This is a genomic window from Streptomyces sp. NPDC088554 (assembly GCF_044752945.1).
GTDB lineage: Bacteria > Actinomycetota > Actinomycetes > Streptomycetales > Streptomycetaceae > Streptomyces.
Map to the genome: position 1 here is coordinate 146,241 of NZ_JBIVMF010000006.1, position 24,614 is coordinate 170,854.

At 72.4% G+C, this 24,614-nt stretch carries 20 protein-coding genes and 1 pseudogene; 5 read left to right on the forward strand and 16 right to left on the reverse strand.

Features of this window, described 5'->3' with window-relative positions; all coding sequences use genetic code 11:
- The first annotated feature begins 45 nt into the window (after positions 1–45).
- A complete protein-coding gene (locus tag ACIP8W_RS09595; protein ID WP_402202538.1) occupies positions 46–1,743 on the forward strand; it encodes a hypothetical protein in 1,698 nt (565 codons plus the stop codon).
- A gap of 90 nt (positions 1,744–1,833) precedes the next feature.
- On the opposite strand, the gene ACIP8W_RS09600 is transcribed toward ACIP8W_RS09595, so the two are convergent.
- The 10 genes from ACIP8W_RS09600 to ACIP8W_RS09645 all read right to left on the reverse strand — a co-directional run bounded on the left by ACIP8W_RS09600 (position 1,834) and on the right by ACIP8W_RS09645 (position 16,263).
- Complete coding sequence (locus ACIP8W_RS09600; protein ID WP_401949867.1) at positions 1,834–4,443, reverse strand: hypothetical protein; 2,610 nt, start codon at positions 4,441–4,443, stop codon at positions 1,834–1,836.
- A 139-nt stretch (positions 4,444–4,582) separates the two neighbouring features.
- Positions 4,583–5,398 (reverse strand): TrmH family RNA methyltransferase, encoded by an 816-nt coding sequence (locus ACIP8W_RS09605; RefSeq protein ID WP_401949870.1) that lies wholly within the window; start codon positions 5,396–5,398, stop codon positions 4,583–4,585.
- Between the two features lie 62 nt (positions 5,399–5,460).
- Positions 5,461–6,693, reverse strand: a complete 1,233-nt coding sequence (cobA, locus tag ACIP8W_RS09610) for a uroporphyrinogen-III C-methyltransferase (RefSeq protein ID WP_401949872.1) — start codon at positions 6,691–6,693, stop codon at positions 5,461–5,463.
- 341 nt (positions 6,694–7,034) lie between these two features.
- A complete protein-coding gene (cobT, locus tag ACIP8W_RS09615; RefSeq protein ID WP_402202540.1) occupies positions 7,035–10,277 on the reverse strand; it encodes a nicotinate-nucleotide--dimethylbenzimidazole phosphoribosyltransferase in 3,243 nt (1,080 codons plus the stop codon).
- A gap of 204 nt (positions 10,278–10,481) precedes the next feature.
- Positions 10,482–11,702 carry a precorrin-6y C5,15-methyltransferase (decarboxylating) subunit CbiE gene (gene cbiE, locus ACIP8W_RS09620; RefSeq protein WP_401949878.1) on the reverse strand — a complete coding sequence of 407 codons (1,221 nt, stop codon included), beginning with the start codon at positions 11,700–11,702 and terminating at the stop codon, positions 10,482–10,484.
- A gap of 56 nt (positions 11,703–11,758) precedes the next feature.
- Complete coding sequence (locus ACIP8W_RS09625) at positions 11,759–12,436, reverse strand: GNAT family N-acetyltransferase (RefSeq protein WP_401949881.1); 678 nt, start codon at positions 12,434–12,436, stop codon at positions 11,759–11,761.
- A gap of 106 nt (positions 12,437–12,542) precedes the next feature.
- Positions 12,543–13,400, reverse strand: a complete 858-nt coding sequence (locus ACIP8W_RS09630) for a MetQ/NlpA family ABC transporter substrate-binding protein (protein ID WP_401949884.1) — start codon at positions 13,398–13,400, stop codon at positions 12,543–12,545.
- 65 nt (positions 13,401–13,465) lie between these two features.
- Positions 13,466–14,137 (reverse strand): methionine ABC transporter permease, encoded by a 672-nt coding sequence (locus tag ACIP8W_RS09635; protein WP_401949887.1) that lies wholly within the window; start codon positions 14,135–14,137, stop codon positions 13,466–13,468.
- Positions 14,134–15,207 (reverse strand): methionine ABC transporter ATP-binding protein, encoded by a 1,074-nt coding sequence (locus tag ACIP8W_RS09640; protein ID WP_402202543.1) that lies wholly within the window; start codon positions 15,205–15,207, stop codon positions 14,134–14,136. The genes ACIP8W_RS09635 and ACIP8W_RS09640 overlap by 4 nt, the downstream gene beginning before the upstream one ends.
- 411 nt (positions 15,208–15,618) lie before the next feature.
- Positions 15,619–16,263: an HAD-IA family hydrolase gene (locus tag ACIP8W_RS09645; RefSeq protein ID WP_401949893.1), complete on the reverse strand. Its 645-nt coding sequence runs from the start codon at positions 16,261–16,263 to the stop codon at positions 15,619–15,621.
- Between the two features lie 93 nt (positions 16,264–16,356).
- Between ACIP8W_RS09645 and ACIP8W_RS09650 the strand changes: the two genes are divergently transcribed.
- Both ACIP8W_RS09650 and ACIP8W_RS09655 read left to right on the forward strand, forming a co-directional pair.
- Entirely contained in the window at positions 16,357–16,716 is a 360-nt protein-coding gene (locus ACIP8W_RS09650) for a hypothetical protein (RefSeq protein ID WP_401949896.1), read from the forward strand.
- 1 nt (position 16,717) lies between these two features.
- Positions 16,718–17,131 (forward strand): hypothetical protein, encoded by a 414-nt coding sequence (locus ACIP8W_RS09655; protein ID WP_402202545.1) that lies wholly within the window; start codon positions 16,718–16,720, stop codon positions 17,129–17,131.
- A gap of 37 nt (positions 17,132–17,168) precedes the next feature.
- On the opposite strand, the gene ACIP8W_RS09660 is transcribed toward ACIP8W_RS09655, so the two are convergent.
- From ACIP8W_RS09660 to ACIP8W_RS09670, 3 genes are all read right to left on the reverse strand, one after another.
- Positions 17,169–17,669: a GNAT family N-acetyltransferase gene (locus ACIP8W_RS09660; protein WP_402152715.1), complete on the reverse strand. Its 501-nt coding sequence runs from the start codon at positions 17,667–17,669 to the stop codon at positions 17,169–17,171.
- Between the two features lie 37 nt (positions 17,670–17,706).
- Positions 17,707–18,273 (reverse strand): RNA polymerase sigma factor, encoded by a 567-nt coding sequence (locus ACIP8W_RS09665; protein ID WP_401949902.1) that lies wholly within the window; start codon positions 18,271–18,273, stop codon positions 17,707–17,709.
- A gap of 74 nt (positions 18,274–18,347) precedes the next feature.
- Positions 18,348–19,490 (reverse strand): glycerophosphodiester phosphodiesterase, encoded by a 1,143-nt coding sequence (locus tag ACIP8W_RS09670; protein ID WP_401949905.1) that lies wholly within the window; start codon positions 19,488–19,490, stop codon positions 18,348–18,350.
- A gap of 292 nt (positions 19,491–19,782) precedes the next feature.
- Here ACIP8W_RS09670 and ACIP8W_RS09675 point away from each other — a divergent pair, with 292 nt between their 5' ends.
- Positions 19,783–20,412 (forward strand): lysophospholipid acyltransferase family protein, encoded by a 630-nt coding sequence (locus ACIP8W_RS09675; protein WP_401950455.1) that lies wholly within the window; start codon positions 19,783–19,785, stop codon positions 20,410–20,412.
- Positions 20,413–20,446: 34 nt separating this feature from the next.
- Here the strand turns inward: ACIP8W_RS09675 and ACIP8W_RS09680 are convergent, their stop codons facing one another.
- Complete coding sequence (locus ACIP8W_RS09680; RefSeq protein WP_401949908.1) at positions 20,447–21,982, reverse strand: MFS transporter; 1,536 nt, start codon at positions 21,980–21,982, stop codon at positions 20,447–20,449.
- Positions 21,979–22,527 carry a TetR/AcrR family transcriptional regulator gene (locus ACIP8W_RS09685; RefSeq protein ID WP_402202548.1) on the reverse strand — a complete coding sequence of 183 codons (549 nt, stop codon included), beginning with the start codon at positions 22,525–22,527 and terminating at the stop codon, positions 21,979–21,981. The genes ACIP8W_RS09680 and ACIP8W_RS09685 overlap by 4 nt, the downstream gene beginning before the upstream one ends.
- A gap of 124 nt (positions 22,528–22,651) precedes the next feature.
- On the opposite strand from ACIP8W_RS09685, the pseudogene ACIP8W_RS09690 reads away from it, so the two are divergent.
- Positions 22,652–23,157 (forward strand): annotated as a pseudogene (locus ACIP8W_RS09690) (hypothetical protein).
- Positions 23,158–23,163: 6 nt separating this feature from the next.
- On the opposite strand, the gene argH reads toward ACIP8W_RS09690, so the two are convergent.
- On the reverse strand, positions 23,164–24,591 hold the full coding sequence (gene argH / locus ACIP8W_RS09695; protein WP_401949917.1) for an argininosuccinate lyase: 1,428 nt from the start codon (positions 24,589–24,591) through the stop codon (positions 23,164–23,166).
- Positions 24,592–24,614 lie beyond the last annotated feature (23 nt).

Consider the following 24,614-nt stretch of genomic DNA (forward strand, 5'->3'; position numbering starts at 1 on the left):
CGCTGACGGGTGTGGGGACCGTTACGGGTACGGCGGGTGGGCGCTGTGAGCGGTAGTCCGCGCCTCCGCGTACCCGTCGGGCACGACGCCCATCGGTGGAGCACCTTCCACGGCGAACGGACCCTGGTCGTCGCCGCGCGCACGGTCACCTCGGTCGTACGCGTCCTCGAAGCGCTGCCCGCCCTGCTGCGCGGCGACAGCCGGGTGACCATCGTCTTCGCCCACGACCCCACCTCCGCCTTCGACGCCGGGGTCCTCGACCTCCTGTACGACGCCGGGTGCCGGGTCATGCCCTGGGCGCAGCTGGCGGACATCACCCCCGACCTCATCCTCTCCGCCAGCGAGAACATCGACGTACCGGAGGGCGGCTGCCCGGTGCTGGTGCTGCCGCACGGGGTGGGGTTCCAGAAACGCGTACCGGACTCGCGGAGTCCGCGCGACCGGCTGTCGGGGGTCGTACCGGATCCGCTGCTGGAGTCCGGGCGGGCCTGGCTGGCCGTCTCGCACCCGGCCCAGGAGGAGCAGCTGCTCGCCGCGTACCCGAAGGCCGCCGGGCGCACACTGCTGGTGGGCGACCCCTGCTTCGACGAACTCGTGGGCAGCCGACCGCTCCGGGAGGTCTACCGGGAGAGCCTGGGGCTCGCGCCGCATCAGCGGCTGGTCGTGGTCAGCTCCACCTGGGGGCCCACCTCGCTCCTCGGGCGTCACCCCGATCTTCCCGCCCGGCTGCTCGGGCAGCTTCCCTGGGACGCGTACCGGGTCGCCGCGATCGTCCATCCCAATGTGTGGTCCGCGCACGGGGCGTGGCAGCTGCGCACCCTCCAGGCCGCCGCGCTGGAGGCGGGGCTGCTGCTGATGCCCGCCGTCCATGCCTGGCGGCCCGCGCTGGTCGCGGCGGACGTCGTGATCGGCGATCACGGATCCGTGACGCTGTACGGGGCGTCGGCCGGCACACCGGTGCTGCTCGCCACCGTCGGCGACGACGCCGTACCGGGGACCGCGATCCATGACCTGGCCGGAGCAGCGCCCCGCCTCGACGTCGGCGGGTCGCTGCTCCGGCAGGTCGAGGACGTCGTACGGGACCACACCCCCGACCGGTACGCGGCCGTCGCGCGGCGTGCCTTCGCCGAACCGGGGCAGGCGCTCGCCCGGCTCCGCGCCGCCCTCTACCGGCTGCTGGCGCTCCCGGAGCCCGGCTCTCCCGCACCCGCCCCGGCGCTGCTGCCCGCTCCGGATCCGCCCGGCGCGGCGGTCACCTCCTGGCAGGTCCTCACCGGGCTCGACGGCCGGGGCGGCGGACAGCCCCTCGTCGTCGTACGGCGCTTCCCGGCCACCGTGGGGACGCACGACGGCCCGGCCCCGGCCTTCGCCCATCTCGCCTGCTCGGACGAGGAACCCGACCTCCGGCTGACCGAGAGCGCCTCCGTGATCCTCCGCCGCTCCGCCGCGCCCACCGCCGTCGGGGCACTGCGGTGGATCCGGGACACTCTCGCCCGGCTGCCGGGTTCCCTCCTGGCGGCGACGCCCGTACACGCGGGTGGCTGTCTGGTCGGGCTCCGGGACGGGCGGGTCGTGGAGGTGACGGCCACGGGCCACGGGACGGACCCCGGGGCCGCCGCCGCCGTCGTCTACACCTGCCTGCTCGCGGACCATCCGCTGGACGACGCCTGGGTGACGCTGCGGATCGCCGGTGTGCGGGACGAGGACGTCGTACTGCGGCTGCGGCCTGCGGTGACGGTCTGACCGGACGCCGCGCTGCTGCCATTGCGCCGCTGCCGCGCTGCCGCTGGGCTGCTTCTCCCGGCTGCTTCTCCGCCGCCTCTCGGTTGCCTCTCAGCCGTCGAGGTCCGTCAGCCGTGCGCGCAGCTCGTCCGCCTGTGGGCTGCCATGGGTCTCGTGGATCTCCACGGCCCGGGACAGCCACTCGCGCTCCGTGTCCCGCCCGTGGCCCGTTCGCCGCGCGATGTCGGCCAGCGCCACCAGGACCTGTGCCTCGTAGTGCGCCGCCTCCTGCTCGCGCAGGTCCTGGGCCGCCTCGCGCAGGACGCGTACCGCCTCCCCGGTGTCACCCCGATGCTCGTGTACGGCGCCGATGGCGGCCATGGCCCGGGCCGCCATGCGCCGGTCGGGTTCCGGCGCGGCGAGCAGGTCCCGGTGCGCCCCGCGCAGGGAGGCGAGTGCCTGTGCGTAGTCCCCCCGCGCGTCCAGCGCGCAGCCGAGGAAGTAGGCCGCGATGGCCGCTCCGCGCGCCTCGCCCGCACGGGTGTTGAGGTCGAGCGAGCGCCGGTACGCCTCGACCGCGCGGGGTGGGTCGAAGCGGTCCAGATACCTGCCGAGGAACTCCTGTACGGAGGCGCGCAGGACGAGGTGGCCGGTCACCTCGGCGCGGGCCACGGCCGTCTCCAGCTCCGCGCGCGCCCGGTCGTACTCACCGAGGTCCGTCAGTGGGCGCGACAGCAGGCTCCGCAGCCGCGCCTCGGCCTCCGTGGCCTCCGCGATCCCGCCCGCCGTGGTCGCCGTCGCGGCGGCGGAACGGGCCGCCTCCGCCCCCAGCTCCAGCGACTCCTTCCACGCCCCGAGGTAGCGGCGGTGCAGGAACAGAGCGGTGAACGCCTCCGCCAACTGCCAGGCCAGGGTGTGCAGTTCCTGCCGGGCTGCCGCGCGCAGTACGGCCAGGACGGCCGCGCGTTCGATGTCCAGCCACTCCAGCGGCGGCGGGCCCCCGGCGGCCGCGAAGGGGTTGTCGGCCGCCCGCAGCGACGCGGACAGGTCAGCGATCCGCAGCCGGTCCGCCCTGAGCGCCCGGTCGGCGAACGCGGTCAGGACGAGGTAGTGCGTACCCACCCGCTCCGTCAACGCCCGCTCCTCGCCGGGCTGTTCCTCCCGCGCCGCGCGTTCGCGCGCGTGCAGACGTACCAGGTCGTGCATCTGGTAGCGGCCGTCGCGGGTGGACTCCAGCAGGCTCGCCGCCACCAGGGAAGCCAGCAGTCGCCTGGTGCTCGCCGTGTCGAGACCGGCGGCCACGGCCGCCACGCCGACATCGAACGTGCCGATCGGCGCCAGCCCGAGCAGACGGTAGAGCCGGGCCGCGGCGGGAGGCAGCAGCCGGTAGGAGGTACCGAAAACCGTCGACACCGAGTACTCCTCTGCGAGTTCCGCGGGATCCTCGAAGACCGTAGGGTCCGCGAGGGCTGTCTCCTCGGGTGTGTACGGGGACTCCGGGAAGGACATTCCCGCCAGCCTCCCGGCCTCGTCGTCCAACTCCTCGGCCAGGGAGGTCATCGTCAGCCCCGGATCGGTCAGCAGCCGCGCCGCCACGATCTGCAACGCCACCGGCAGACCGCCGCACAGCTCCACCAGCCGTTCGGCGCCCGCCCGTTCGGCCGCCACGGCCTCCGGCCCGCAGCGATCCGCCAGCAACGTCAGCCCGCCCTCCGCGTCCAGCGGCTTGAGCGAGATCAACCGGGCACCGTTCAGGACCAGTTCACCGAGCCCGCCCTGACTTGTGACCAGCACCGCGCTGCCCGGTCCCTTCGGGATCAGCGGCCGGACCTGCGCGGGCCGGCTCACATCGTCGAGCACCAGCAGCATCCGCAGCCCCGCGGAGTGCGAGCGGTACAGCGCCGTACGCTCCGCGAGCGACGCCGGAATATACTCGTCGCTCACCTTCAGCGCCCTCAGCACCATGGCCAGGGCCTCCGAGACATCGGCGCCACGGGCCGCGCGTCCGGCCGCTCCGGTCGTTGCACCTGCCGCGCTGTCGCGCAGGGCCGCGAAGTCCACGTACACCTGCCCGTCCGGGAACAGCTCCCGCGCGGTGTCCGCCCACCGCCAGGCCGTCGCGCTCTTGCCCACTCCGGGGAGCCCGGCCAGTACACCCAGTCCGACGCCCTCGCGTCTCCCCTCGACGCCGAACACCTCGTTCAGCAGGGCAAGTTCGCTCGTACGATTGCTGAACTGGACCGTCAGCGAAGGGACCTGGTCCGGTCTGGCCCCGGATCCGCCCTGAACCATCGGCTGTACGTTGAAGGTGATGCCACCGTGGATGTGCGCGCCCTGGAAGGCGGGGCCGTGGTTCGCTCCCCCGCCGATGACGGTGTACGACACCATCGGGGCCAGCTCCGAGAGCAGCCCCCGCAGCTCGGCCGCGGCGTCCGGGTCGGTCCGGAGCGCGTCCAACAGCCTTAGGCGCCAGCCGTCCTCGATCCTGCTCGCGGCGGCGCCATCGCCCGCCGCCCGCGCTCTCGCCAACGCCTCGCCGTCTTCGCGGAGTTCGGCCTCTACGTCGTCCACGGCGGCCGGGTCGTCCGTCGCGTTCGCCGCGCGGCGTCGGGCCAGGAACCGGGCCAGTCCGTTCCGCCCCTGCGTCCAGAACTCCGAGACCACCAGACCCACAAAGGTCGTCGCCCCGGACGCCGCAAGCACCGCCAACTCGGCTTCCACCCAGCCCCCTTCGCCTCCGCCCGCCTCCACCGGACAGGCGAAGCCACCGTAGAACGATCCCGGGGACTTTCCCAGCCCGGCACGCGGACGGGCCGTCCGCGCGCCGGGTTCAGACGGGTTCCGCCGGGTCGGCCGGGGTTCAGGCGGGCTGCTGTGGGCGGGTTGCGTAGAAGGCCACCGCCGAGGCCGCTGCCACGTTGAGCGAGTCGACACCCGCGTCCATCGGGATACGCACGTGCTCGTCGGCCGCCGCGAGTATCCCCGGGGTGAGGCCCGCGCCCTCGGTGCCGAGGACCAGCGCGAGCTTCTCCTCGTTCCGCGCGGCAAGCTCGTCCAGGGTGATCGCCCGGTCGCTCAGACAGAGCGCCGCGACCGTGAAACCCTCGGAGCGCAGGATCCCGACATCCTCGGGCCAGGACTCCAGCCGCGTCCACGGCACCTGGAAGACGGCTCCCATCGAGACCTTCACCGACCGCCGGTAGAACGGATCGGCGCAGCGGGGGGTGAGGAGGAGGGCGTCGACGCCCAGAGCGGCGGCGTTCCTGAAGGCGGCCCCGAGGTTGGCGTGATCGACGATGTCCTCGAACACCGCGACCCTGTGGGCCGTACGGAGCACCTCGCCCACCGCGGGCAGCGGCTTGCGCGCCATCGAGGCGAGGGCGCCCCGGTGCACGTGATAGCCGGTGACCCGTTCGGCCAGCTCCGGGCTGACCACATATACCGGCGCCCGCGCCTCGTCGATGACGTCCCGCATCGTGTCGACCCACTTCGCCGAGAGCAGCATCGACCGCATCGCGTACCCGGCCTGTCCCGCCCGGCGGATGACCTTCTCCCCCTCCGCGATGAACAGCCCCTCGGCGGGCTCGCGCCTGCGCCGCAGCTCGACATCGGTCAGGTCGGTGTAGTCGCTCAGGCAGGGGTCGGCCGGGTCGTCCACGGTAATGAGTTCAGCCATGGGTGGGTGCCTTGTTCGGTGGGTGTGTGTGGCGTGGGGGGGTGTTCTGTGGGGGGCCGGGGTCAGTTGCTGCCGTCGCCCAGTGCCACTACGTCCCCGATGACGATCACCGCCGGCGGGCGTACCGCCTCCGCCCGTACGACCTGCGCCACCGTCGCGAGCGTGGCGTCCACCCGGCGCTGCGAAGCGGTGGTGCCCTCCTGGATCAGGGCCACGGGTGTCCCGGGCGCCCTGCCGTGCTCGATGAGCGCCCGTGCGATGGCGCCGATCTTGTCCACGCCCATCAGCACCACGAGCGTGCCGCGCAGCCTGGCCAGCGCCGCCCAGTCGACGAGCGAGCGCTCGTCCTCGGGGGCCACATGGCCGCTGACGACCGTGAACTCGTGCGCCACCCCCCGGTGGGTGACGGGGATACCCACCGCCCCCGGCACACTGATCGAGCTGGAGATTCCCGGCACGACCTCGCAGAGGATGCCCTCCGCCGCCAGCGCGTGGACCTCCTCCAGGCCCCGGCCGAACACGAACGGGTCGCCGCCCTTGAGGCGGACGACCGCCTTGCCCGCCTTGGCGTGCTCGATCAGCGCGTCGTTGATCGCCTCCTGGGCCATGGCGCGGCCGTACGGGATCTTCGCCGCGTCGATCACCTCGACATGCGGCGGCAGCTCGTCCAGCAGATCGCGCGGGCCGAGCCGGTCCGCGATGACGACATCCGCCTCCGCGAGGAGCCTGCGACCGCGCACCGTGATCAGATCGGGGTCGCCGGGGCCACCGCCGACCAGCGAAACCTTGGGAACGCTGGTACGGGCACGGTGGTGCGGCGCCGCGAGCGTACCGTCGCGCAGCCCTTCGACCACGGCGTCCCGTACGGCGGCGGATCTGCGCGGATCCCTGCCCGTGAGCACCGCCACGGTCACGCCCTCGCTGCGGCCCGTCGCGGGCGTCCAGGCCGTGGCCGCCTCGGCGTCGTCGCTGCGTACGCACCAGATCCTGGCCCGCTCGGCCTCGGCGGAGGCGGTCCGGTTGGCGTCCGGGTCGCTCGACGCGATGAGCGCGTACCAGGCGTCCGCGAGGTCGCCCTCCTCGTAGCGGCGCTGCTCCCAGCGGATCTCCCCCGCCGCCGCCATCGCCTCGACGGACGCCTTCGCGGACGGTGACACCAGCACGATGTCGGCGCCCGCCGCGATCAGCGCCGGAAGCCTGCGCTGCGCGACCTGACCGCCGCCCACGACGACGACGCGCCGCCCGGACAGGCGGAGTCCGACGGGGTACGCGGGGTGTTCGGCGTGCTCGGCCATGTCGGTGGGAACTCCTCGGGCGGGACGGGCTGTTGAGTGCCGCTCCGGTATCACTCCGGTGAAGCGGCTGGTGGGGCGCGGTGCGGACCCGGCGCCCAGCTTACGGGGAGGGGGCCGGGGCGGCTGCTGGCGGCGGGGTCGTCCCGGCGCGGCGCCGTTCTGTCCGTACGGGCGCCGGGGCCCGAAGGAGGCCCGTGTCCGGACGGCACGATGTACGGCGCGTGCCCCGTCAGACGTCGGAGGATCCCGGGTACGGCGCCACACATCGCGCTTCGGTGTCCGGGCACGTCACCTCCCGCGCCCCCTTCCCCCTCGCGCCGGTGAGGTCGTACCGCTTGCCGCTACTTCTCGGTCACTCCCGCCGAGTCGAACGTCGCCACCTCGCGCATCGCCCGCGCCGCGCTCTGGATCACCGGAAGCGCCAGCAGCGCGCCCGTCCCCTCGCCCAGCCGCAGGTCCAGATCGACCAGCGGGCGGAGGCCCAGCTTGTTGAGCGCCGCCACATGGCCGGGCTCGGCGCTGCGGTGGCCCGCGATGCAGGCCGCCAGCGCCTCGGGGGCGATCGCACGGGCCACGAGAGCCGCGGCGCCCGCGCTGACGCCGTCGAGGATCACCGGCGTACGCATGGACGCGCCGCCCAGCAGGAAGCCGACCAGCGCGGCGTGCTCCAGGCCACCGACCGCCGCGAGAACGCCGATCGGATCGGCGGGGTCGGGCCGGTGCAGCTCCAGGCCCCGGCGTACGACATCGATCTTGCGGGCGTGCGTCTCGTCGTTGATGCCGGTGCCGCGTCCGGTGATCTCCGCCGCGTCCTGGCCGGTGTAGACACAGATCAGCGCGGCGGACACGGTCGTGTTGGCGATGCCCATCTCACCGGTGAGCAGCGCCTTGTTGCCCGCGGTCACCAGGTCGCGGGCCGTCTCGATACCGACCTCGATCGCCGCGAGAACCTCCTCGCGGGTCAGCGCGGGGCCGGTCGTGAAGTCGGAGGTCCCGGCGCGGACCTTGCGGGGCAGCAGGCCCTGTGTCGCGGGGAGTTCGGCCGCGACACCCACGTCGACGACACAGACCTCCGCGCCCACCTGGCCGGCGAACGCGTTGCAGACCGCGCCGCCGCCCAGGAAGTTGGCCACCATCTGGGCGGTGACCTCCTGCGGCCACGGAGTGACCCCCTGCGCGTGGACGCCGTGGTCGCCCGCGAAGATCGCGACGGCGGCCGGCTCGGGGATCGGCGGTGGGCAGACCCGGGACAATCCGCTGAGCTGCGCGGAAATGATCTCCAGCATGCCGAGCGCGCCCGCGGGCTTCGTCATGCGCTTCTGCCGTTCCCACGCCTCGCCCAGCGCCTTGGCGTCCAGCGGGCGGATCCCGGCGATGGTCTCCTGGAGCAGGTTGTGCGGCTCCTCGCCCGGCAGCGCCCGGCGGCCGTACGTCTCCTCGTGGACCACCCAGGACAGCGGGCGGCGCTTGGACCAGCCCGCCTGCATCAGCTCGGGCTCCTCGGGAAACTCGTCGACGTACCCCACGCAGAGGTACGCGACGACGTCCAGGTGCTCGGGCAGACCCAGCGCCCTGACCATCTCGCGCTCGTCGAAGAAGCTGACCCAGCCGACGCCCAGCCCCTCGGCGCGGGCGGCCAGCCAGAAGTTCTCGACCGCCAGGGCGGAGGAGTACGGGGCCATCTGCGGCTGGGTGTGGCGACCCAGGGTGTGGCGGCCGCCGCGCGTCGGGTCCGCGGTGACGACGATGTTGACCGGGGTGTCGAGGATCGCCTCGATCTTCAGTTCCTTGAACTGCTTCGCCCGGCCCTTGGGCAGCGACTTGGCGTACGCCTCGCGCTGCCGCTGGGCCAGCTCGTGCATGGACCGCCGGGTCTCGGCGGAGCGGATGACGACGAAGTCCCAGGGCTGCGAGTGGCCCACGCTGGGCGCGGTGTGCGCGGCCTCCAGGACGCGCAGCAGCACCTCGTTCGGGATCGGGTCGGGCCGGAAGCCGTTACGTACGTCCCGGCGCTCGCGCATCACCCGGAAGACGGCCTCGCGCTCGGCGTCGTCGTAACCGGACGGGGCTGCCGCGCTCTCCGGTTCCTGTTCCTGTTCTGGTTCTGGGTGGTGTTGTTCCGGGTGGTGTTGCTGGTGCTCTTCCTGCTCCGGCTGCTGTTCCTGCTCCGGTTCCGGGGCCTGCTCCAGCTGCTGTGTCCGCTCCGGTTCCGGGGCAGGGGGCTCCGCGGGGGCTTCCTGGGCCGGCTGCTCGGGCTCCGGGGCCGGGGCGGGCTCCGTCGGGGCTTCCTGGGCCGGGGCGGGCTCCGCCTCCGTCTCGGGGGCCGGGGCTGGAGCCGTCTGCTCGGGCTCGGGCTCGGGTTCCGGGGCCGGGGCAACCTCCTGCTCCGGTTCCTCGGCGGGGGGCTCCTCCTGGGCCTCCTGGGTCTCCTGGGCCGGGACCGGTTCGGGTGCCTGCTCGGGCTCGGGGGCCGGTTCCGGGGCCGTCTGCTCCGGTTCCGGGGCAGACGGCTCCGCCGGGGCTTCCTGGGCCGGCTGCTCGGGCTCCGGGGCCGGGGCGGGGGCGGGCTCCGCCGGGGCTTCCTGGACCGGGGCGGGCTCCGCCTCGGGGGCCGGGGCCGGGGCCGTCTGCTCGGGCTCGGGCTCCGGGGCCGGGGGCTCTTCCGGGTCGGGGGCCGCGAACTCGCCTGTCGGGGGGACCGATACGGGGTCGGAGTACTCCGGGACCTTCACGACCGCCACCGGCTGCGGCGCGGGGGGCTGCTCGGGTTCGGGCTGCGGGTCCGGGGCGGCCGTCTCCGCCGGTGCTTCCGCCTCCGCCGCCCAGGGGGCGCCTGCCTGCGGCGGGATGTCGGCCTGCTGCGGCGGCGCCTGTGCGGCGTCCAGGTACTCCGGGCCCGCCGCCGCGGGTGCCTGGGCGCGCGCCCGGGTCCGTACGGGCTGGGCCGGGGCCTCGGCCGGGCCGCGGTCGGCGAGCGAGCGCACCACGCCGCCCGTCGGGTCCGGGACCTGCGGGCCCAGGTGGAGCGGACGGCGCGGGGCGGGGGCCGGGGCCGCCTGGGCGGCGGCGGGCGGCGGGACGCGTACGCCGTTGAGGTCCACCGAACCGGTGTCCCGGCCGCCGGTCTCGTGGGCGCCCGGCTGCTGCGCGGCGGCCTCTTCCACCGGTACGGCGGGCTGTTCCACCGGGGTCTCGGCGAGGTAGACCTCCGCGGGGTACTCCTGCGGGGGCTCGTACGCTTCCGGCGCCTGCGGCACCGGCTGTTCTATGGGCGGTGCCTGTTCCATCTGCTGCTGAACGCCCGCCTGCTCGGGGGCCGCGTAGCCCTCCGGCGCGTACCCGGCGGGGACGGCGTAGCCCTCGGGGATGGCGTAGCCCACCGGGGGGGCGTAGTCGGCCGGCACCACCTGGGGGTCGTTCCACCCGCCCTGCGCGCTCGGCATCAGCAGGATGTCCTCGTCCTCGGTGGCGGGGCGGGGGGAGTCCAGGTAGGTGTACGTGCCGGCGGCCGGGACGGCCGGCTGCTCCACCATGCCTGCGTTCTCCGGCAGTCCCTCGCCCGGGACCTGGCCGGTGTCAGTCATGCGTACCCCTCGCCCATTTCGGTTCTGCTCCTTCGACCCGGGGCGCCCGAACCGCGGCACTTTCGTCGCGCGGCCCCCGGTTGCCGCCGTACCACATCAGGGACCAAAACGGGCCCATTTTCCGGACATTGACGAACGAAGCGACAAACGCACGGCTGCGGTACAACGATCGGCCAGCCTACCTCGCGCGGCCTGGCGACGGGGTCAGGGGGCGCTCTCCCGACGCTGTCCCGAGATCAGGAAGACGACGGAGCGCTCGCGTTCCGACCAGACGGTGGTGTCCATGCCGACGGACTGGAGGAGGGCGCACTCCACCTCGTAACCGCCCTCGGCCAGGGCTCTTCCGACCGCTTCGGCCTCGTCGCGGGTGGCCGCGTGGGTGACGATGCGCTCGGGTCTGCGGTCGGCACAGGCGATGACGACGTCGATGCCGCCGCCGCCGATCCGTACGACGTCGGGTTCGGGCAGCCGCTCCAGTACGTGGGGTGCCCGGCCCTGGACGACCTGGAGCTGGACACCGGCCCGGCGGGCGGCGGCGGCCGTGCTGGCACAGGCGCCCGGCTCGTCGTCGACGGCGATGACGGCGGCGCCGAAGCGGGCCGCCTCGGCGGCGAGCGCTCCGCTGCCGGAGCCGATGTCCCAGATCAGGTCGCCGGTACGGGCGCCGATCCTGGCCAGTTGGGCGGCGCGCAGCCAGGTCGACTCGCCTTCGTCGAGGGCGATCCCGTACTCGGCGGTGGGCAGCGCCCAACCGCGCGCGGCGGGCGGGTAGCCGGGGTCGCGGCCGGCGATCCAGCCCCCGGTGGGGGAGACCGCGGTGCCGATTCCGCCGATGACGATCACCACGTTGGGGTCGCGCCAGACGTGGTCGGCGGCCTTGTCCGAGGTGAGGACGGTGACCTGTTCGCGGTCGGTGCCCAGTTCCTGGCAGATGACGAAGGTGCGGTGGACCCCTTCGAGGAGCAGCGCGAGTTCGGCGGGCCCGGCGCCCGGGGAGGTGAGGACGGCGACCTTGGTGTGCGCCCGGCAGACGTTGACGGCGCGGCGCAGCGTACGCCGGTGGGCGACGACGACCTGCGCGTCGTCCCAGGCCATGCCGGCGCGGGCGAAGGCGCCGGCCACGGCGGAGACCGCGGGGACGACTTCGACCTCCAGGCCGTGTTCGGGGGCGCGCAGGGTGCGTACGACGCCGAAGAAGCCGGGGTCCCCGTCGGCGAGGACGACGGCGCTGCCGCGGTGTCCCGCGATGCGGCGGGCGGCCAGGTCGATGGAGCCGAGCCGGATGCGTTCGGCTGTCGCGGGCACCTCGGGGAGAGCCAGATGGTGGGCGGCTCCGGCCACCAGGGTGGCGGCCGCGAGGGCGGACCTGGCGGCGGCGGTGAGGGGCGAGCCGTCCCAGCCGATCACCGTGACGCGGTCGGCCATCGTCGTCGTCTCCTGGAGTTGTGGGGGTTGTCGCAGGTGAGAGTACCTGGCGTGGATCAGTGCCAGTCGGTGTACGACCCGTAGCCGCCCGCATCGGCCATCTGTTCGGCGATTCCTTCGAGGTCCTCGGGGAGCAGGCTCCAGACGATGAGGTCGGTGCGGATGTCGGTCCAGCCGCCGTCCTCGGTCTGGGTCCGGGCTATCCAGGCGTTGCGCAGGACGCCCTCGCTGATGCAGCCGATCTTCTGGGCGACCTGCTGGGAGGCGGTGTTGTCGGCGGCCGTGCGGACCTCGATGCGTTCGAACTTCTGGTCGCGGAAGAGCCATTGGGCGACCGCGAGCACCGATTCGGTGGCGTATCCCTCGCCCCGGGCCCAGGGGGCGGTCACATAGGCCGCTTCGGTGGCGAGCGCGCGCCAGTCGGTGTTGCGCAGCCGGACGGCGCCGACGAGGCGCTGGGTGAGGAACTCGGTGACGGCGAAGGCGATCCCGTGGCCCGTGGTCCGTTCCGCGGGGGCGATCCTGGCGATCCACTCCTCGGCGTCGCGCCGGGTGTACGGGTGGGGTACGGAGGTCCACGCGGTGACCAGCTCGTCGTTCATCATCTCGATGTGCGCCGGGATGTCCGCCGACTCGAAGGGGCGCAGCACCAACCGCTCCGTGCTGATGGAAACGTCCGGAAAGGTGGTAGTCATGCGAGCTCCATGCCTCAGTCCGTCGTAAATGCACAGCATGCAGCATCGGGCGGTGGGACGCGTGGCCGGGTCCTCGCCGATGCGAGCGCCCCGCGTACGACGGGCGTACACGGGGCGCTGATCGGCAAGGGCCGTACCGCTGTGGCTACTTGACCGCGCCGAAGGCGGGGACGACGGCACCGTCGCTGTAGGTGTCCTCGATGAACTTCTTGACCTCGTCGGAGTTGAGCAGCTTGGCGAGTTTCACCACGCGCGGGTCGTTCTCGTTGCCGCGCTTGACGGCGAGGAAGTTGGCGTAGGGGTTGCCCTCGGCCTTCTCCAGGGCGATGGCGTCCTTGGAGGGGATGAGCTTGGCCTCGATGGCGTAGTTGCCGTTGATGATGGCGGCGTCGACGTCGTTGAGGGCGCGCGGCAGGGTGGCCGCCTCCAGCTCCTTGAATTCGAGGCCCTTCGCGTCCTTGATCGAGGAGAGGGTGCCGTCGGCGCCGGTGCCGTCCTTGAGGGTGATCACACCGTTGTCGGCGAGCAGCTTGAGCGCGCGGCCCTCGTTGGTGGTGTCGTTGGGGATGGCGATGGTCTGGCCGGCCTTGAGGTCCTTGACGTCCTTGATCTTCTTGGAGTAGAGGCCGAGGGGCTCCAGCTCGACGTTGACGACCGGGACGATGTCGGTCCCGTTCTTCTTGTTGAAGTCGTCGAGGTACGGCTTGTGCTGGAAGAAGTTGGCGTCGACCTCACCCGACTGGGTGGCCTTGTTGGGCAGGACGTAGTCCGTGAACTCCTTGATCTGGAGCTTGAGCCCGGCCTTCGCGGCGAGGTTCTTCTGGACGAACTCCAGGATCCGGGCGTGCGGCGTCGGGGACGCGGCGACGACCAGGGGCTTGGAGGTGTCCGCCGAGGCCCCGGAGCCCGAGGTGGTGTCCGGGTCGGAGGAGGTGCCGCAGGCGCTGAGACCGAGCGCGAGGACGACGGTGGCGGCGGCGGTGAGCTTCAGGTGGGTACGCACGAAGAGTGCCTCTTTCCGGTGGTGCGGTGGTGAGGCCCGGACAAGGAGTACGGGCCGGGGGAGGGTCAGGAAGCGGTACGGCCCCGGCGGGCCAGCAGCCGTACGACACCGTCGCCGAGCAGCTGGATGACGGTGACGAGGACGATCAGGACCACCACGGTGGCGATCATGAAGCCGTTCTCGAAGCGCTGGTATCCGTAGGTGACGGCCTTGGAGCCGAGGCCCTCGCCGCCGACCGCGCCCGCCATCGCGGAGTAGCCGATGAGCACGATGACGGTGGTGGTGACGGCGGAGATCAGCGACGGCAGGGCCTGCGGGAGCAGCACCTTGCGGACGATGGTGGGGATCGAGCCGCCCATCGCCTGGACGGCCTCGACCAGTCCGTGGTCGACCTCGCGGACCGCCGTCTCGACGAGTCGCGCGAAGAACGGGATGGCGCCGATCGCGAGCGGGACGATCATCGCGGTGGGGCCGATGAAGGTGCCGACCACGAAGGTGGTGAACGGGATCAGCGCGATCAGCAGGATCATGAACGGCAGCGAGCGGCCGACGTTCACGACCGCGCCCACGACCTTGTTCACCGGGGCGTTCTGGAGCAGTCCGCCCTTGTCGGTGAGGACGAGCAGGATGCCCAGCGGCAGTCCGCCCGCGATGGTGACGAGCGCGGACCAGAGCACCATGTAGAGGGTGTCGACGGTCCCCTGGGACAGCAGCGGCTGCATCTCCGACCAGGTCACTTGGCATCTTCCTTCACCGGGGCGTCCGCCTGCGCGGGGGTGGTTCCGTCTGCCGGGGCGTCCGTGTCGACGGCTTCGGCCTGGAGTCCCTGCTCGCGCAGGAAGCCGATGGGCACGACGTTGTCCTCGTACGTGCCGGGCAGCTCGATCCGCATCCGGCCGATCTGCCGGCCGCCGACAGTGTCCATGGCGGCGCCCAGGATCGAGATGTCGATGTTGTACATACGGGCCAGCTGGGAGATCACCGGCTGAGTGGCCCGCTCGCCCTGGAAGGTGACGTCGACGACCGTGCGACCGGGTCCGGAGGGGGCGCCGCTCACCGGGAACAGTTCCTCGGCGAGCTGGGAGCCGGGGGTGGCGAGCAGTTCGCCGACGGTGCCGGACTCGACGATACGGCCCCGGCTCATCAGCGCGGCCGAGTCGCAGATCGTCTTGACGACCTCCATCTCGTGCGTGATGAGCAGGACCGTCAGGCCGAGCTGCTGGTTGAGGTCGCGCAGCAGCTGGAGGATCGATCGGGTGGTCTCGGGGTCGAGGGCGCTGGTGGCCTCGTCGGAGAGCAGCACCTTGGGGTTTCCGGCGAGCGCGCGGGCGATGCCGACGCGCTGCTTCTGGCCGCCGGAGAGCTGGGTGGGGTACGCCCCGGCCTTGTCGGCGAGGCCGACGAGGTCGAGCAGTTCGAGGGCGCGTCCGGCGCGTTCCCGGCCGGAGACGCCGAGGATCTCCAGGGGGAGTTCGACGTTGTCCTGGACGGTGCGGGAGGACAGCAGGTTGAAGTGCTGGAAGACCATGCCGATCGAGCTGCGCGCCCGGCGCAGCTCCCGGCCGGCCCGGCGGCCCCGGCCCGCGAGTGCGGTGAGGTCCTGGCCGGCCACGGTCACGGTGCCGGAGGTGGGGCGTTCGAGGAGGTTGACGCAGCGGATGAGGGAGGATTTCCCGGCGCCGCTCTGTCCCACGACTCCGAAGACCTCGCCCTCACGGACATGCAGGTCGACGCCGTCGAGAGCGGTGATCTCGCGGCCTCGCGACGGGGACCGGTAGACCTTGGTCAGGCCCGTAGTAGTGATCACAGGGGGTTTCCGTCACTGTCGAGTGCGCGGCGAGGGGTCCGTCGGGCACGGGGCATTCGTCTTTCCGCGCCGCACGCCGGCGCGGTGGATGAAACCGGTGGAGCGGTGTGCGCGGGGGCGGTGGCGGACGGCCGGGGCCCCGAGCGTACGGATACGGCGCGGCCGCGCGGCTGTCAGGTCCCGCTTCGGGGCGCGGGACTCACGGCGGGGCCCTCAGTGGGCGTACATTCGACACAGACAACGAGCACCGGGCGTGCGGATCGCCTCGGTCGCGGGGGCGCGGTAGCTCATCGTGGTCATGGGCGAAGTAAAACAGACATCAGTACGATGCCCGGGCAGCTGTCCACATAGCGGAATGATTCGTCACACCATATGGACAGCGTGGAGCCGGGGCCGGCTCGCGCAGGACTGTCAGCCGGTGGTGCGGATCTCCATTCCCCCGGCCGTGACCTGCACGGACACATACGAGAGGTCGGGTACGACCACATCGGCGACCAGCTCGGAGCGGTCGTGCGTGGTGGTCAACGCCACGGTCCGCATGCCCGCCGCGCGGGCCGCCGCGAGACCGGCCGGGGCGTCCTCGAAGACCACGCAGCGGGCCGGGTCCACACCGAGCATCCGGGCGCCGAGCAGGAACGGTTCCGGGTCCGGCTTGCCCCGGGTGACGTCGTCGGCGGCGACCAGGGTCTTCGGCCGGATCCCGACCTGTCCGAGCCGGGCGTCGGCCAGTCTGCGGGAGGCGGAGGTGACCACGGCCCAGCGTTCGGCGGGCAGGGCGGCGAGCAGGTCGGCGGAGCCGGGCAGCAGGACGGTCCCGCCCGCGTCGTCGACCTCCAGCCGCTCGATCCGCGCCACCGCGTCCGCCACCCGGTCGGCGGGCAGCAGGTCGGCGACTATCTCGGCGGCGGGGCGGCCGTGCAGCCCGACCCGGGCGAAGTCCTCGGCCGGGATCTCGTACTCCCGCGTCCACCGGGACCAGCAGCGCGTCACCGACTCCAGGGAGGAGACGAGCGTTCCGTCGTTGTCGAACAGCAGGGCTTCGGCGTGGATCGTCATGGGAGCCGACCCTACGCGGCGGCCCCGGAGCCCCGCCATGGGTCCCCGGGGGCGCGCGACGCGCGCCTTTTGCGCCGTAATACCCTCGGGGCCATGCTTGTCGCCCTGACGGTCGCGGTCTCCGTGGCCGCGCTCGCCCTCGCCGCCTGGTGCGGTCATGCCGCCTATCGCGACCAGCCCACCAAGGACTGGCACTTCATCGGCATGGCCGTGGTGTCGGTGCTGGCACTGGTCCAGCTCGTGGTGGGGATCGTGCGGCTCGCGCGGGGCGAGCAGGCGCACGACGGCTCGGTGATCTTCGTCTCGTATCTGATCGGCGCACTGTGCGCGGTGCCCGCGGCGGGCTTCCTGTCGCTCTCCGAGCGGACCCGCTGGGGCTCGGCGACGGTGGCGGCGGGCGCGGTCGTCCTGGCCGTGCTGGAGGTCCGGCTCCATGACATCTGGGAAGGCTGACATGACGACCGAGGTGTCCGGTCCCACGGGGTCCCGGCTGGTCAAGGGTCCCGGTCTGCTGCTGGTCTGGCTGTACGGAGTGATGTCGGTCGGCGCGGTCTCGCGCTCCGCCTACCAGATCGCCACCGAGTTCGACCGCGCGCCGCTGGCCTACACGCTCTCGGGCCTGGCCGCCGTGGTCTACGCGTTCATCACGTACACGCTGGTACGGGGTGGGGAGCGGGCCCGCAGGGTGGCGCTGGCGTGCTGCGCCGCCGAGCTGGCGGGCGTGCTGGTCGTCGGGACGCTGACGCTGGCCGCGCCCTCGGCGTTCCCGGACTCCACGGTCTGGTCGGACTACGGCGTGGGCTATCTGTTCATTCCGGTGCTGCTGCCCGTCACCGGGATGCTGTGGCTGCGCCGTCGGCCGGGGTGAAGCGGAATCCCCTCGTAGGGCGGGGATTCCGCCCGCCTCACGCGCTCGCCGCGTACGCCCCCGCGGTGGCCGCCTTCTCCAGGGTGACGAACCGCAGCCGGGGACCGGCCTCCTCGGTCGCCACCGGCGCGTAGCCACGGCTGCGGTAGAGCCGCAGTCCCTCGCTCCGCCGGCCGGTGAAGAGCTGGAAGCGCCGGGCCTCGGGCTGGGCCGCGAAGTGGTCCTCTATGGCGTCGAGCAGCCGCCCGCCCAGACCGTGCCGCCGCATGCGCGGATGCACGATGAGCTTGGCGATCCGGGCGGTGCCCGACGCGTCGACACTGCCGCGCACCGAGGCCACGATCTCGTCCCCGAGGCGCGCCACCAGGCCGTGGCCGCGGTCGAGTTCGGCCCTCAGGTCGTCGAGGGTCTGGGTCAGCGGCTCGATGCTGTAGTCGCCGTACAGCTCCGCTTCGTTCTGGTAGCACAGGTATTGGAGCTTCAGGATCTGTTCCGCGTCCTGCGCACTCGCCGCTGAGATGGTCACGCTCATGCCCATGTGCGCATGCCTCCCGCTCATTTGTCCGCCGCCATGTCTAACGCTCCTTTCCCCCGACTTCATGAGCCGCAATCTCCGGCGCCAGCATTCTGCGGAGACAACCCAGACATCGGGAGCGCAACGGCCCCAAACTCCCCTGTGACATACCCAACGTGCCCGCGATCTCACGGTAGGTGGGGTCCTCCGGCGACAGCATCGCGGTCAGCACCAGCGGGCAGCGGCCCGGGGTGCGGCGCACCGCCGCGCGCAGGGTGCGGCCCCGGTCGGTGCGCAGCGCGGCCCGCTCGGGGTCGGAGTCGGGCCCGGCGGCGGGTTCGCCCGGCCCCCGGTAGGGGTGTTCACGGGCGGCGGTGCGGCGGGCCCGGCGCGCCTCGGCCCGTACGACGTCCCGTACCCACCGGGCGAGATCGCCGGGCTCCGCCGCCCCGGCCGGGCGTTCCAGCAGCCGTACCCAGACGCCCTGTTCGAGGTCGACCGCCTCGACCCCGGCGGCCGGGGCCTCCGCCGCCGCCTCCGCGCGGACGAGCGGGAGCAGCGCGCGGACGAGGTCGGGTGCGGGACCGGAGGCGGAGGGATCGGGCACGGTGGCTCGTACTGGCGTCATGCCCGGCGGGACGAGTGACGGTGACGGCGGGTTGCCTCCCCTCCGTACAAGTCACCCGTCCGTGGCACGGCGGGTCAGCGGCTGACGAAGTCCGCGCGCGCCAGCAGCCCGGTGTCCGGGTTGTCGGTGAAGACGCCGTCGATGCCCGTCGCGAAGTAGGCGGCGAACGCGCCGAAGACGTCGCCGTACGCGTCCGGGTCGGTGCCGCGCCGGAACTCCGCGGGCAGGAAGGCGTTCTCGTTGCGCATCGTGTACGGGTGGAGTATGAGCCCCCGGGCGTGCGCGTCCCGTACGAGCGTGGTCGGTTCGGTGAGCCGGCCCGTGGCGTCCTTCGGGATGACCAGGTCGAGGGTGGGGCCGATGCCGCGCGCGAAGGACGCGATCCACTTCAGGCCCGCGGGCGTGATCAGGTCGTCGACCGTGCGCGGGTCGCCCGCCGTCAGCAGGTCCCACGGCCGGGTGCCCGCGTCGGAGAGCAGGACGACGCCGGGGGTACGGACGAGCTCGGCCAGCCGCTGGATGCTGGTCGGTTCGAAGGACTGGAGGAAGAGCGCCGAGTCCGCGCGGTCGCGCCCGTACCGGCGCAGCAGCTTGGCCAGGGGTTCCTCCAGGCCGAGGCCGAGGGAGCGGAAGTAGGTGGGGTGCTTGGTCTCGGTGTAGAGCCAGACCCGGCGGCCCCGGCGGCGGCCCTCCTGGTCGGCCCAGCGGAGCACCTCCTCGAAGGTGGGGATCGTCCAGCGGCCGTCGTAGAGGGTGTTGTGCCGGCGGATGCCGGGGATCCGCTCCTTGGCGCGGAGGGTCTTCAGCTCGGCGAGGGTGAAGTCCTCGGTGAACCAGCCGGTGAGGCTGGTGCCGTCGATGCTCCTGGTCGTTCTGCGGCCCGCGAACTCGGGGTGGTCGGCGACATCGGTGGTGGCGCTGATGTCGTTCTCGTGACGGCAGACGAGATGGCCGTCCCTGGTCGGCACGAGATCCTGCTCGATCACGTGCGCGCCGAGGTCCAGGGCGTGCTGGTACGAGCCGAGGGTGTGCTCCGGACGGTAGCCGCTGGCCCCCCGGTGCCCGATGACCGTGGGTACGGGCAGATCCTCGGCGCCGCCGTGTCCACGCCCCGGTGCCGCCTGGGCGGGGGTGGGCAGCGCCACGGCCGCCGAGCCGATCACCGCCGCTCCCAGGACGCTCCGCCGGCCGGGGGTGTTCCGCCAACCCTGAGTCATGAACGCTCCTCTGTGATTGTTCCGCGTCTGTCGGCTTTCGCGGGCCGAGCGTAGGCGGCCGTACCTGCCGCACGGGGCACCCGGGGCGAACGTGGCGGAAACACATGTCAACACTGCGTATCCAGTCGGTGAACCGGTTGTGCGGACGCCCCCGGCCGCGAGTACCGTGGATATCCGTAAGGCTTCAGTAGGCCGTCCAGATGCTTTGGCAGGCCGTCCCACCACCGCATCACCGACGCCGGAGGATCTGTTGTCCCGCTTCGCGCTCATCAAGGCAGTGCTCGGACCGATCATGCGCCTGATGTTCCGCACCCGTGTGGAGGGCGCCGAGAACATTCCGGGGAGCGGTCCGGTGATCCTCGCGGGCAACCATCTGACCTTCATCGACTCGATGATCCTGGTGATGGTCTGCGACCGGCAGGCGTTCTTCATCGGCAAGGACGAGTACGTCACGGGCAAGGGCCTCAAGGGCCGGCTGATGGCCTGGTTCTTCACCGGTTCCGGCATGATCCCGGTGGACCGCGACGGCGGCCGGGGCGGGGTCGCCGCGCTGATGACCGGCCGCCGGGTGCTGGAGGACGGCAAGGTCTTCGCCATCTACCCGGAGGGCACCCGCTCCCCCGACGGCCGTCTCTACCGGGGCCGTACGGGCATCGCCCGGCTGACCCTGATGACGGGCGCGCCGGTGGTGCCGTTCGCGATGATCGGCACGGACAAGCTCCAGCCGACCGGGGCGGGCATGCCGCGCAGCGGCAAGGTGACGGTGCGCTTCGGCAAGCCGATGGAGTTCTCCCGGTACGAGGGCATGGACCGCGACCGCTATGTGCTGCGGGCCGTGACCGACTCGGTGATGACCGAGGTGATGGAGCTGTCCGGCCAGGAGTACGTGGACATGTACGCCACGAAGGCCAAGGCCGCGTAGCGCGGGAGGCGCGGGGCCTGCCGTACCGGAGCGCTCACGCCTCCGGGCTGTCCTCCAGCTTCTGGCCGCGCAGCAGGAACCAGGCCGCCAGCGAGGTGGCCAGCAGGACCGCCGCGCCCACGCCCGCCGCGAGCCGTACACCGTCCACGAACGCCTCCTGTGCCGCCGCGACCAGCTCGGGCCCGCCGGGCAGGCCCACCGCGGCCTCCACGGCGCCGCCCAGGGACTCGTGCGCGGCCGAGGCTGCTTCGGCGGGGATCCCCGGCGGGGTCGGGAAGTCCCGGTAGACCCCGGTGATGATCGTGCCCAGCAGCGCGATACCGAGGGCCGCGCCCAGTTCGTACGCCGTCTCCGAGACCGCCGAGGCGGAGCCGGCCTGTTCCTTGGGGACGCTGGAGAGGATCACGTCCGCGGTGACGGTGAAGGAGAAGCCCGCGCCGACGCCGACGACCAGCAGGACCGCGCCGAACAGCGGATAGCCGGTGTGCTGGCTGATTCCGGTCAGTACGGCGAGGGACACCCCGATCGCCCCGAGACCGCCGGCCACCACGGAGCGCACGGAGAACCGGCGCGCGGCGGTCCCGGCGAGCAGCCCCGCCGTCACCGCGCCGACCGCGGCGGGCAGTTCGGCGAGCCCGGCCTCCAGAGGGCCGCGGCCCTGGACCAGTTGCAGGTACTGGGACAGGAAGAAGACCAGCCCGGACAGTCCGAGGATGGTCAACAGGTCCGCCAGGACCGCGCCGGAGAAGCCCCGGTGGTGGAAGAGCCGCATGTCCAGCAGCGGGGACGGCAGGGTGAGCTGGCGCCGTACGAACCAGTACAGCGCGCCCGCGCCCAGCAGCCCCACCACCGCGATGTCCCAGCGGAACCCGTGGGTGGCGGCCTCCTTGATCGCGTACACCACACCGACGATCCCGATCATCGAGAGCGCCACACTGATCAGGTCCCAGGGTCCTGGGGCGGGGTCCTTCGACTCGGGAAGTGTCTTGATTCCGACGATCACCAGGACCGCCATCACGGGCAGGTTGATCAGGAAGACCGAGCCCCACCAGAAGTGCTCCAGCAGGAAGCCGCCGACGACCGGGCCGACCGCCGCGCCCGCCGAGGCCATCGCGCCCCAGATCCCGATGGCGAAGCTGCGTTCCTTGGGGTCGTGGAAGATATTGCGGATCAGGGCGAGGGTGGCGGGCATCAGGGTCGCGCCCGCGACCCCCAGCAGCGCCCTGGCCACGATCATCAGCTCCGCGCTGTTGGCGTACGCGTTGAGCACGGAGACCGCGCCGAACGCGACCGAGCCCGTCAGCAGCAGCTTCTTGCGGCCGATACGGTCGCCGAGGCTGCCCATGGAGACGAGGAGCCCGGCGATGACGAAGGAGTAGATGTCACCGATCCACAGCAGTTGGGTGCCCGTGGGCCGGAGGTCCTCGCTGAGGAACGGCGTCGCCAGGCCCAGGACCGTCGCGTCCACCGCCACCAGCAGGACGGCCAGCACCAGCACGGACAGCGCGATCCACCGCCCGGGGCGGGGGCTCGGCTCGGGCTCCGCCTCGATCCGGTGGGCACTGGTCATCTCTTCACACTCCGTCGTACTCCGCCGAGCAGCAACTCGACGATCATGTGCTGGAAGTCCTTGGGGGCGACCCGGCCGTCGTGGATGGCCCAGGCGCCGGAGCTGACGAGCCCGTAGAGGGCGTCGGTGAGCCAGGCGGGGCTGAGGTCGATACGGAAGGCCCCCTCCTCCTGACCCCGCCGGAAGAGCGCGGCGATGCGGGCGTCCATCCGCTCCCAGCCCGCGGAGACCTCGCCCTCGAAGAGCTGGCTCTCGGTGAACAGGAAGCCGAGCAGCCCGGCGGCCGGCTCCACGCTCGCGACCAGCCGTCGCAGCGCCTCGTCGGCCTCCCCCTCGTCGAGCCGCGCGGTCTCCAACGCGGCCTCCAGCTTCTGGATGCAGAGCTGTTCCAACGCTCTGACCAGCACCTCCCGCCCGGCGAAATGCCGGTGCAGCGTCGCGCGCCCTATCCCGGCGGCCCGCGCGACCTCGTCCATCGTCGCGGTGGGCCGACGGGTGAGCAGCGCGGCGGCGGTGCGCAGCACCTGTTCACGGTCGACTGTCATGAGGTGACCATAGCCCGAATGAGACATTGGCGTCTCATTCGATACGAGCTCCATGCGGTCATATTTTCGAGCACGCGGATGTCCCCGTGTGCGCGTTCCCCTACGAGCCCCTTCAGGAGCCCCGGTGAAACCCCTTCTCCTCCTCGTCGACGGCCCGCTCAACCCGTACGAGGCCCCGCCCCACGCACACCCCCCGGCGGGCTACGTCCGCCACTGGACGCGCCCTTCCGCCTGGCCGGGACCCGGGCCGCTGCCCGTACTCCTCGCCCCGGAGCACGGCGCCGAACTGCGCGCGCTCACCGGCCCGTACGACCTGGTCTGGGCCACCACCTGGACCGCCGACGCCAATGTGTGGATCGGGCCGCGGCTCGGGCTGCCGGAGCTGCCGTATGTCGACTGGCCCCCGATACGCGAAAGGCCCCTCGCGGGACCTTCTGGAAGACGCGGTACGTCCTGGAGTACGCGGCGGGGCGGCCGTTCGCGTGGGTGGACGACGAGATCACCTCGTACGACCGCGAATGGACCGCCCGGCACAGCCTCGCCGCCGCCCTGTTGGTGCGCGTCGATCCCGGGATCGGGCTGATCCGGCCGGACTTCGACGCGCTCGCGGAGTGGGCGGCGGCGCTGTAGCGGTGGTTACTTCTTGGCCGTGGCCCAGGCACGCTGTATCACCAGGTCGGCCTTGACCTCGGAGAGCTGGACGGCGACGGCCGAAGGGGCCGTACCGCCGCGCCCGTTGCGGGAGGCGAGGGCGCCGGGGACGTTGAGGACCGAGCGGACGTCGGGGGTGAGGTGCTCGGAGATCTTGGCGAACTGCGCGTCCGTCAGCTCGTTCAGCTCGATGCCGAGCGCCTCGCACTCCTTGACGCACTCCCCCGCGACCTCGTGCGCCACCCGGAACGGCACACCCTGCCGGACCAGCCACTCGGCGATGTCCGTGGCGAGCGAGAAGCCCGCCGGGGCCAGCGCCTCCATCCGCTCCCGGTGGACGGTGAGGGTCGCCATCATGCCGGTGAAGGCGGGGAGCAGGACCTCCAGCTGGTCGCAGGAGTCGAAGACCGGCTCCTTGTCCTCCTGGAGGTCGCGGTTGTACGCCAGCGGCAGCGCCTTCAGCGTGGCCAGCAGCCCCGTCAGATTGCCGATGAGCCGGCCGGACTTGCCGCGCGCCAGCTCCGCGATGTCCGGGTTCTTCTTCTGCGGCATGATCGACGAGCCGGTGGAGAACGCGTCGTGCAGGGTGACGAAGGAGAACTCCTTCGTGTTCCAGAGGATGATCTCCTCCGCGATCCGCGACAGGTTGACGCCGATCATCGCCGTGATGAAGGCGAACTCGGCGACGAAGTCGCGCGAGGCCGTGCCGTCGATGGAGTTGCCCACCGAACCGCGCTCGAAGCCGAGGTCGGCGGCGACCGCCTCCGGGTCGAGGCCGAGCGAGGAGCCGGCCAGCGCGCCGGATCCGTACGGGGAGACCGCCGTGCGCTTGTCCCACTGCCGCAGCCGCTCCGCGTCCCGGGACAGCGACTGCACATGCGCCAGCATGTGGTGGGCGAAGAGGACGGGCTGGGCGTGCTGGAGGTGCGTACGGCCCGGCATGGCGACATCGATGTGCGCCTCCGCGAGACCGACCAGCGCGTCCTGGAGGTCGGTGATCAGACCGCCGACGATCCGGGCGTGGTCGCGCAGATACATCCGGAAGAGCGTGGCGACCTGGTCGTTGCGCGACCGGCCGGCCCGGAGCTTGCCGCCGAGGTCGGCGCCGAGGCGCTCCAGCAGCCCGCGCTCCAGTGCGGTGTGGACGTCCTCGTCGGCGACGGTGCCGGTGAAGGAGCCGTCCGCGACATCCGCCTCCAGCTGGTCGAGCCCGGCCAGCATGCGGGTCAGTTCGTCGGCGGTGAGCAGCCCGGCCCTGTGCAGCACCCGGGCGTGGGCGCGGGATCCGGCGATGTCGTACGGCGCGAGCCGCCAGTCGAAGTGGACCGACGCGGAGAGCTTCGCGAGGGCCTCGGCCGGACCGTCGGCGAAACGGCCGCCCCAGAGCCGGACGTCACCGTTGTTGCTGCTCACTGCTGCTCCTTCGGAGGGATTCG

What these genes read in the sequence shown, in the direction of transcription:
- ACIP8W_RS09605 (WP_401949870.1), bottom strand. Translation starts at nt 5,398, where the DNA reads ATGGCTGAACTCATTACCGTGGACGACCCGGCCGACCCCTGCCTGAGC.
- cobA (WP_401949872.1), bottom strand. Translation starts at nt 6,693, where the DNA reads ATGGCCGAGCACGCCGAACACCCCGCGTACCCCGTCGGACTCCGCCTG.
- cobT (WP_402202540.1), bottom strand. Translation starts at nt 10,277, where the DNA reads ATGACTGACACCGGCCAGGTCCCGGGCGAGGGACTGCCGGAGAACGCA.
- cbiE (WP_401949878.1), bottom strand. Translation starts at nt 11,702, where the DNA reads ATGGCCGACCGCGTCACGGTGATCGGCTGGGACGGCTCGCCCCTCACC.
- ACIP8W_RS09625 (WP_401949881.1), bottom strand. Translation starts at nt 12,436, where the DNA reads ATGCTGTGCATTTACGACGGACTGAGGCATGGAGCTCGCATGACTACC.
- ACIP8W_RS09645 (WP_401949893.1), bottom strand. Translation starts at nt 16,263, where the DNA reads ATGACGATCCACGCCGAAGCCCTGCTGTTCGACAACGACGGAACGCTC.
- ACIP8W_RS09650 (WP_401949896.1), top strand. Translation starts at nt 16,357, where the DNA reads ATGCTTGTCGCCCTGACGGTCGCGGTCTCCGTGGCCGCGCTCGCCCTC.
- ACIP8W_RS09655 (WP_402202545.1), top strand. Translation starts at nt 16,718, where the DNA reads ATGACGACCGAGGTGTCCGGTCCCACGGGGTCCCGGCTGGTCAAGGGT.
- ACIP8W_RS09660 (WP_402152715.1), bottom strand. Translation starts at nt 17,669, where the DNA reads ATGGGCATGAGCGTGACCATCTCAGCGGCGAGTGCGCAGGACGCGGAA.
- ACIP8W_RS09665 (WP_401949902.1), bottom strand. Translation starts at nt 18,273, where the DNA reads ATGACGCCAGTACGAGCCACCGTGCCCGATCCCTCCGCCTCCGGTCCC.
- ACIP8W_RS09670 (WP_401949905.1), bottom strand. Translation starts at nt 19,490, where the DNA reads ATGACTCAGGGTTGGCGGAACACCCCCGGCCGGCGGAGCGTCCTGGGA.
- ACIP8W_RS09675 (WP_401950455.1), top strand. Translation starts at nt 19,783, where the DNA reads ATGCGCCTGATGTTCCGCACCCGTGTGGAGGGCGCCGAGAACATTCCG.
- ACIP8W_RS09680 (WP_401949908.1), bottom strand. Translation starts at nt 21,982, where the DNA reads ATGACCAGTGCCCACCGGATCGAGGCGGAGCCCGAGCCGAGCCCCCGC.
- ACIP8W_RS09685 (WP_402202548.1), bottom strand. Translation starts at nt 22,527, where the DNA reads ATGACAGTCGACCGTGAACAGGTGCTGCGCACCGCCGCCGCGCTGCTC.